Origin of the sequence: Siphonobacter sp. (assembly GCF_048595215.1) — a bacterium.
Classification (GTDB): Bacteria; Bacteroidota; Bacteroidia; order Cytophagales; family Spirosomataceae; genus Siphonobacter.
On sequence record NZ_JBMDWJ010000125.1, the window covers coordinates 1 to 6786 of the forward strand.

Below are 6786 nucleotides of genomic sequence, written 5' to 3' on the forward strand. Positions count from 1 at the left end.
ACAATACTAAATCGAATGGCCGTGCTATCCTGATGGCTGGGACGCGTCTGAAGTTTGAAGGAAAAAGGCTTTCCTTCTTCCAGTACATTCCAGTTGGATTGGTCGGGAAAGATGATTCGCAGATTTGACTGGGCGGGTAAAGCTGATTGAGCGACTACCGTCAAACTGAATCCGATCAGAGCAATAAATTGTACGAAAAAAAGTCGCTTTATGAAATATCTCATCATAGTAGCTGTATCATGGCTAAGGCTGTGTACTTCTTTTCACGAAAGAATAGGATAAAATATTGCACTCAGAGCCTATTTAGCGGTAAAAAGAAAGTACGATCGCGGCAAAAATAGAAAATAAAAACGTAGGAAGCTTGATTGAGAAAATTGGATTTTTTAAAAAGTACGAACCTCCCATTAAAATGGTTTACCTACGACAAAAAAGAATGAGTGATCATCTCACTGTTGGAGAATCACTCATTCCATGAGATATTTCAAATCGTACGTACGAAAGCTTGTTCCTGCTTGCGAGCGGCCGATTAGATCGCTTTCACGATGTTTACGAAGTCCCGTGATTTCAGGGAAGCTCCGCCTACCAGACCACCGTCTACATCCGGGCTGGAAAAAAGCTCGGCTGCATTGGCCGCACTAACACTTCCGCCGTACTGAATGGTGGTGTTGTCAGCTACTTCTGCTCCGTATTTGCTGGCAATATGACTCCGCAACGCAGCGTGCATATCCTGAGCCTGTTGAGCCGAAGCCGTCAGACCCGTACCAATGGCCCAGATGGGTTCATACGCGATCACGATCTGGCCGAATTGTTCAGCGGAAAGGTGAAACAGGGCATTCGTTAGCTGAGCCTGTACCAAGGCGATGTAATCTTCATTCTGACGTTGTTCGAGCGATTCACCGCAGCAGAAAATGGGTTTCAGTCCGTTTTCCAGGGCGATGTTTACTTTCTCAGCCAGAATTTCGTCGGTTTCGCCAAAGTACTGACGCCGCTCGCTGTGTCCGAGAATAACGTAAGGAATGTTCAGCGATTTCACCATCGGAGCCGAGATTTCGCCCGTGTACGCTCCGGAAGCTTTTTGGTGAATGTTTTGAGCACCTATCGAAACCCGACCGGTTGCGTACTGCTGCAGTGTAGACAGATACAGCGAAGGAACGCAGAGTACAACTTCTACGTCGCTGGTTACTTCGTCAGCAATCATGTGTACGATTTCCGAAGTCAACGCTACTGCTTCTTCGGCGGTTTTATTCATTTTCCAGTTACCTGCAACAATTTTTTTTCTCATGTGCGAAAAAAATATAAAAATCAGAAGATTACTTTTAACTAATCAAATAATGCCTTTTCTGCGTAAGAAAGGGCATTTTGGTTTTTTATTCCGGCGACGAAAGTAGCGAAAATCCCCGAGAGTGCCGAAGTGAAGCTAAAATCGTAGCGTAGCGTATTGATTATGAGTCAGAAAGCTTGTACATTAAAGTCAGTTTTTTCTAAAACGCGACAGTCATGAAACACGCTTTACCACTCGTACTCCTGTTCGGGCTGGTTTTCGGCCTGACTCCCACCACCTGGGCTCAGGAACGTTTTGGCCTGTATCTTCAAGGTCGACATAAGACCACCCGTATTCCCTTCGAATTACAAGCGAATCTGATCATTGTCCCCGTCAAGATCAATGGTTCAGATACGCTTCGTTTTATTCTTGATTCGGGGGTATCGACTATACTCGTTACGGATCCTAAAGTCCCCATGGTGCGACGCATGAAACCCGTACGGAAAGTACAGATTGCCGGAGCGGGTGAAGGCGGACATCTGTCGGCGACGGTGATGGTCGGCAACTCCATTCAGATGGGACACATGCGGGGTGGTAATCAGAATATTGTGGTGCTTGATCAGGATATTCTGCAAATATCGGAGTACGTGGGCATGCCCATTCACGGGATTTTCGGTTATGAGTTGTTCAATCACTTTGTCGTAACTATTGATTTTTCCCGCAAAGAACTTCTTTTGGAGGAACCCAGTCATTACCGCTATAAACGCCGAAAAGGCGATCAATTCCCCATTACCATTGAAGATGCCAAGCCTTACCTGAATGCCGTAGCTCTGGTAGACAAAGCACGTACCGTACCGCTTAAGGTAGTTATTGATACCGGAGCGGGTCACGCACTTTCCCTGGATGTAAATTCGCGTAATCAGATTCCCTTACCCAATAAAGTGATCCGTACCCAGCTGGGTCGTGGATTGAGCGGGGTGATCAATGGTAGTTTGGGCCGCGTGGAAAAAATCCGGATTGGCAACAAACTGGAACTCACTAATCTGATTGCCTCCTTTCCGGATAGTCTGGCCTACGGCATGAAACTGGGGCGACATGTCGAACGACAGGGTAATATCGGTTGCGAATTATTACGGCGATTCCGGGTAACCTTCAATTACCAGCAGCGATATGTTGTACTGAAGCCCATCCGCCGCCGCCTGCGGGAAGCGTTTGAACACAACATGAGCGGCATGGACATTGTGGCCAAGGGCGTTGGTTACGACGAATACCTGATTGAACGTATCGAACGAAACTCGCCCGCGGAGCTGGCCGGACTCGAAGCTGGCGATGAACTCATCAGCGTAAACGGAGAAATTTGCCGCGATCTTTCCATGTCTGATTTATACAAGATTCTACAACGTGGGGAAGGCAAGGAAATCCTGATGGCCATCCGTAGAAAAGGACAATTGATGGTGACTAGTTTAGTACTCAAACGCATCATCTGAACGCTGGAACGCGTTTTTGTGGGGTTAAAAATCAATACTAGCCGGAAATTTTTCGACTAGTATTGACCAACGTTATTACTTTCGTACACCCGTTGAACCCTTAAACGCCGCCACGTTTATGAACACCCGCCTTTTAGTACTCTTGCTGGGTACGCTTGGTACGTCAGCTTTTGCTCAACCCGGTATCGATCCGCCTTCCCGAAAATTTTCCGTGGGTATACTCGGCGGAACGCTCGGTTATGGAGCGGAGCTGGGTTACAGCCCTCGTGAACAGTCCTCCTGGCAGTTCCGGCTGGGATTTACGCACATCGGCTACAAAAAGCCTTTCGATGTGGATGTGAACGATGACTCTAAACTTCATCTTTCACCGCTCGTTCGCATGAATCTGTTGCAAGCCCATGCGGACTGGTTTCCCTTTTCAAGAAGTTCTTTTCGTCTGACCGGTGGCTTGGGTTATCAGGTTAGCCCAAGCTATGCCGTACTGGGGAGCTCCGATACGGGTTTGAAGATTGATGACATTGAGATTAAGCCGGAAGACTTTGGTGAGGTGCAACTCAAACTTCGCTGGTGGCAGGTAACGCCACACTTGGGGTTGGGCGTGGGCCGGGCCGTTCCTAAAAATCGGTTCGGTGCGGGTTTTGAACTAGGGTGTTATTACCTGGGAAGTCCCAAGATTGATTTTAGTACGACTGGCCTGCTCGATGCCACTACCCTACCCGATCAGATTCCTCTAATTGAGCACAACATGCGGAACTACAGCTTTTTGCCGTACTTACTGGTTTCGCTCAAATACCGGCTGACGCCCTAAATCCGGCTGATCCCGTAAAAATCCATAGTTTTGTCCGGCTAAAGCTCATCTATTGCATGAAGATTCCTTTTCGCGTCGGACACGGCTACGACGTACACCAATTAGAAGAAAACCGCCCTTTCTGGCTCGGCGGCATTGAGATTCCGCATACGCACGGGGCCAAAGGGCACTCTGACGCGGACATTATTTGCCACGTCATCTGTGATGCCCTGCTGGGTGCGGCCAATCTGCGAAACATTGGCTACCATTTCTCGGACAAAGATCCGCAATGGAAAGGCGTCGATTCCAAGCTACTACTGGCTCGCGTTTTGGAAATGATTCGGGAAAAAGGATATGAAGTAGGCAATGTAGATGTAACCGTAGTTTTACAGGAACCTAAGCTCAATCCCCACATTCCGGCCATGAAAGCGGTACTGGCTGGGGTAATGCAGATCGAGGAAGAAGATCTCTCCATCAAAGCTACTACGTCTGAACATTTGGGTTTCGTGGGAAAAAAAGAAGGGATTGCGGCTCACGCCGTGGCCCTAATTGTGCAGACAGATTCGTAAGACCTCCGTCACAGACGCACAACTAGTAACGCCCCGATCCATAACGGTTATGAATCGGGGCGAGCTATTTATTACTTTCCTGTGCAGGCCTTACTTGTTTCGAAACAGATAAAACGTGCCTGCCTTACGGTTCGGTTCGTTTTCCCGATTACCGTACGAATAGATTAATTCGTACTGGTAGAGGTCGGCTGGCATAGGGTTCCCTTGCGAATCTTTTCCATTCCAGCCCAGCTCTCGATCATTGGGCGTGAAGTCCTTATTTTCGAAAACCGTATTTCCCCAGCGATTCAGTACACGGAACAGCTTTACCTTTTCTAGCTTATTGCCAAATACGGTCATCCGTTCACCCGTACTTGGACCGACGCCATCGGGTGTAAAAGCTTCAGGTACACCTACCCAGCATGAATCCATTTGTACGGCGGTAACCTCGGTAGTTGAGTCCGAACAAACACTGAGGTACGAGGCTTTCAGCGTCAACTGATGAACGCCCGACGGAATGGACACTTCTGGGTGTTCGCCCGTTGATACTGGGGCTCCATTCAGATACCACTGATAGGCAGTAGCTCCCACCGATGCATTGGTCAGCTTTACGGGTACGGCCGAACAGAACGTTTCACCTACGCTAAAGGCTGCAATAGGAGCCTCACGTACCTGAATCGTTCGTTGTATAGTCCGTGAAGCACAGCTACGCGGCGTACCAAAGACCGTAAGTTTGATGGTTTTGGTACCGCTACTCGGGTAGCTAAGCTGGGGAGAAACCTGGGCTGAATCGAGCGTACCATTTCCCAAATCCCAAAGAAAACCCGTCAGTTGAGTTTGCGTCAGATCGCTTGTATTCAACAATCGTACGGGTTTCCCGATACAAGCCAGCGAATCGACGCTAAAACTCGCCTGCGGTCGAATGGAGGTCTGGATACGCTTCTGGGTTGAATCCGTGCCGCAAGGCGTAACGGCCACCAGCGTAACGATATAGGCCGTTTCCGGTTGCTGAAAAATAAACGTAGGATTCTGTTCCGTAGAGGTTCCTTCTTTACCAAACCGCCAGAGCCAGCGAGTAGCGACGGGAACCGTGGCATCGGTAAAGTGTACCGGTACGCCCGGACAAACCACCGATTCACTCATAGAAAACAGCGGCTTAGCCGTACTGGGCGACACTTTTACCTGAGCTACAGCCTGATTTTCGCCGCATTCGTTTTTAGCCGTCAGCGTTATAGCATACGTCTGTAGCTGATCACGGGAAGCATATACGTGGGCTACGGTATCTTCGCTGGATCTAACCTCGGGGGTCCCGTCTCCAAAATTCCAGACGGATACGCCTGCGTTTCCAACGGTCAGATTGGAAAACACAAACCGGGCTGGAGCACAGCGAATAACCGTAGAATCGACACCAATACTCGCTTTAGGCAGCGGCTTTACAAGGATGGTCAAGGTATCCCGCTTGGTACCACAGGTATTTTTTAGCGTATGAGTAATCAAAAACCCTCGTCGGTCAGTCGTTGTATTTTCCAACCTGGTCGAAGGAGCATACGCTTCGCTAGTAGTAGCGTTGCCGAAAGACCACTCCGAAGTAAAACCTGCTTGCTGAGCTGTCCGGGGCTGAAACGTTACATTCAGGGGCGTGCATCCCTCCCGCACACTGGCTGTAAACATTGCCGACTCCGGAGCGGCGGTGACGGTAAGGGTTACGGAAACCTCCGTTCGGCATTCGCCCTCACCCAAAACGTAGCGATACGGATAAGTACCAGCCGTTTTGGGGTTAAAATAGGTCTTTCCCGACTGCTGCGATACTAAACCCGCCTCTCCTTGCCAGCTCCCCCAGGTTTCACTCGTCGTCAGCGGTACTAGAGCCGTACCGAGACAAAGGCTGGTATCACGCGAAGGAGACAACATTTTTAATGACCGTACTTCTCGTACGTAAAATGTATCGGGTTTCGGTGTGTAGGTACCACAGGCGTAAGGCAACTCGGCAGTTACGATATAGGGCTGCGAGGAAAATTCCAATGCCCGCTCCTGCCCAGTAGCCAAAGGCTGTCCGTTCACAAAGTACCGGGCATTCGGATTTGGGTTCGGAATACGGTACCGAATGGGTGTACATACGCTCGGCTGATGCTGAATAGTCAGTTCGGGCTTGGCTACCGTACGAACACGAATGGTACGTGGACTGGACGTTTCACAATCATTTAGAGCAACAAGCGTGAATTGATACGAGCTTACGTCTTTTAATTGCACCCGCAAGACCGCTGACGTAAGCGATGTATTGGGTACGAGGGTATACGCTCCCCCGCTGATTTGCCACTGGTACCTTGAACTTCCCAGCGAAACCGTAGCATCCAGTGCCAGTATACCGCCATTTTCCAGACATACCAGTGTGTCGCCTCCCATGACTTTCACGCCCTCCAGTCGCATTTGGGCTAAAGGAGTTTTACGGGTGGATATGGTATGAGTCGTAGTCGTAGTACCGCAACTGTTGGTTGCACGCAGCATGACTTTATACGCATCTTGAGAGCTAGAGAAAATATGGGTCGGGTAAATATCCGTAGAGCTACCCCCATCGCCAAAATCCCACTGGTAGGTCATTTCATTCCGGGAAGGGCAGGAAGTATTGCCGATGCGTACGGCATTTTCCTGACAGATATCCGGTACGCTGAATTGAGCCCTTGGACTACTTTTAAACGTAATCGG

5 protein-coding genes and 1 pseudogene are annotated in these 6786 nt (G+C 49.3%); 3 read left to right on the forward strand and 3 right to left on the reverse strand.

Annotation, left to right across the window (positions count from 1 at the left end):
* Nucleotides 1-224: pseudogene (locus ACOJTG_RS07505) on the reverse strand (hypothetical protein); the annotation flags it as partial.
* 302 nt (nucleotides 225-526) lie between these two features.
* Nucleotides 527-1282 carry a triose-phosphate isomerase gene (gene tpiA, locus ACOJTG_RS07510; RefSeq protein WP_420153240.1) on the reverse strand — a complete coding sequence of 252 codons (756 nt, stop codon included), beginning with the start codon at nucleotides 1280-1282 and terminating at the stop codon, nucleotides 527-529.
* Between the two features lie 215 nt (nucleotides 1283-1497).
* On the opposite strand from tpiA, the gene ACOJTG_RS07515 reads away from it, so the two are divergent.
* The 3 genes from ACOJTG_RS07515 (at nucleotide 1498) to ispF (ending at nucleotide 4104) form a co-directional block, all read left to right on the forward strand.
* Nucleotides 1498-2748, forward strand: coding sequence for an aspartyl protease family protein (locus tag ACOJTG_RS07515; protein ID WP_420153241.1), 1251 nt, complete (start codon nucleotides 1498-1500; stop codon nucleotides 2746-2748).
* A gap of 118 nt (nucleotides 2749-2866) precedes the next feature.
* A complete protein-coding gene (locus tag ACOJTG_RS07520) occupies nucleotides 2867-3556 on the forward strand; it encodes a hypothetical protein (RefSeq protein WP_420153242.1) in 690 nt (229 codons plus the stop codon).
* A 62-nt stretch (nucleotides 3557-3618) separates the two neighbouring features.
* Nucleotides 3619-4104, forward strand: a complete 486-nt coding sequence (gene ispF / locus ACOJTG_RS07525) for a 2-C-methyl-D-erythritol 2,4-cyclodiphosphate synthase (RefSeq protein WP_420153244.1) — start codon at nucleotides 3619-3621, stop codon at nucleotides 4102-4104.
* 90 nt (nucleotides 4105-4194) lie between these two features.
* Here ispF and ACOJTG_RS07530 read toward each other — a convergent pair.
* Nucleotides 4195-6786 (reverse strand): PKD domain-containing protein (locus ACOJTG_RS07530; RefSeq protein ID WP_420153243.1); only part of this gene is annotated, 2592 nt, incomplete at its 5' end.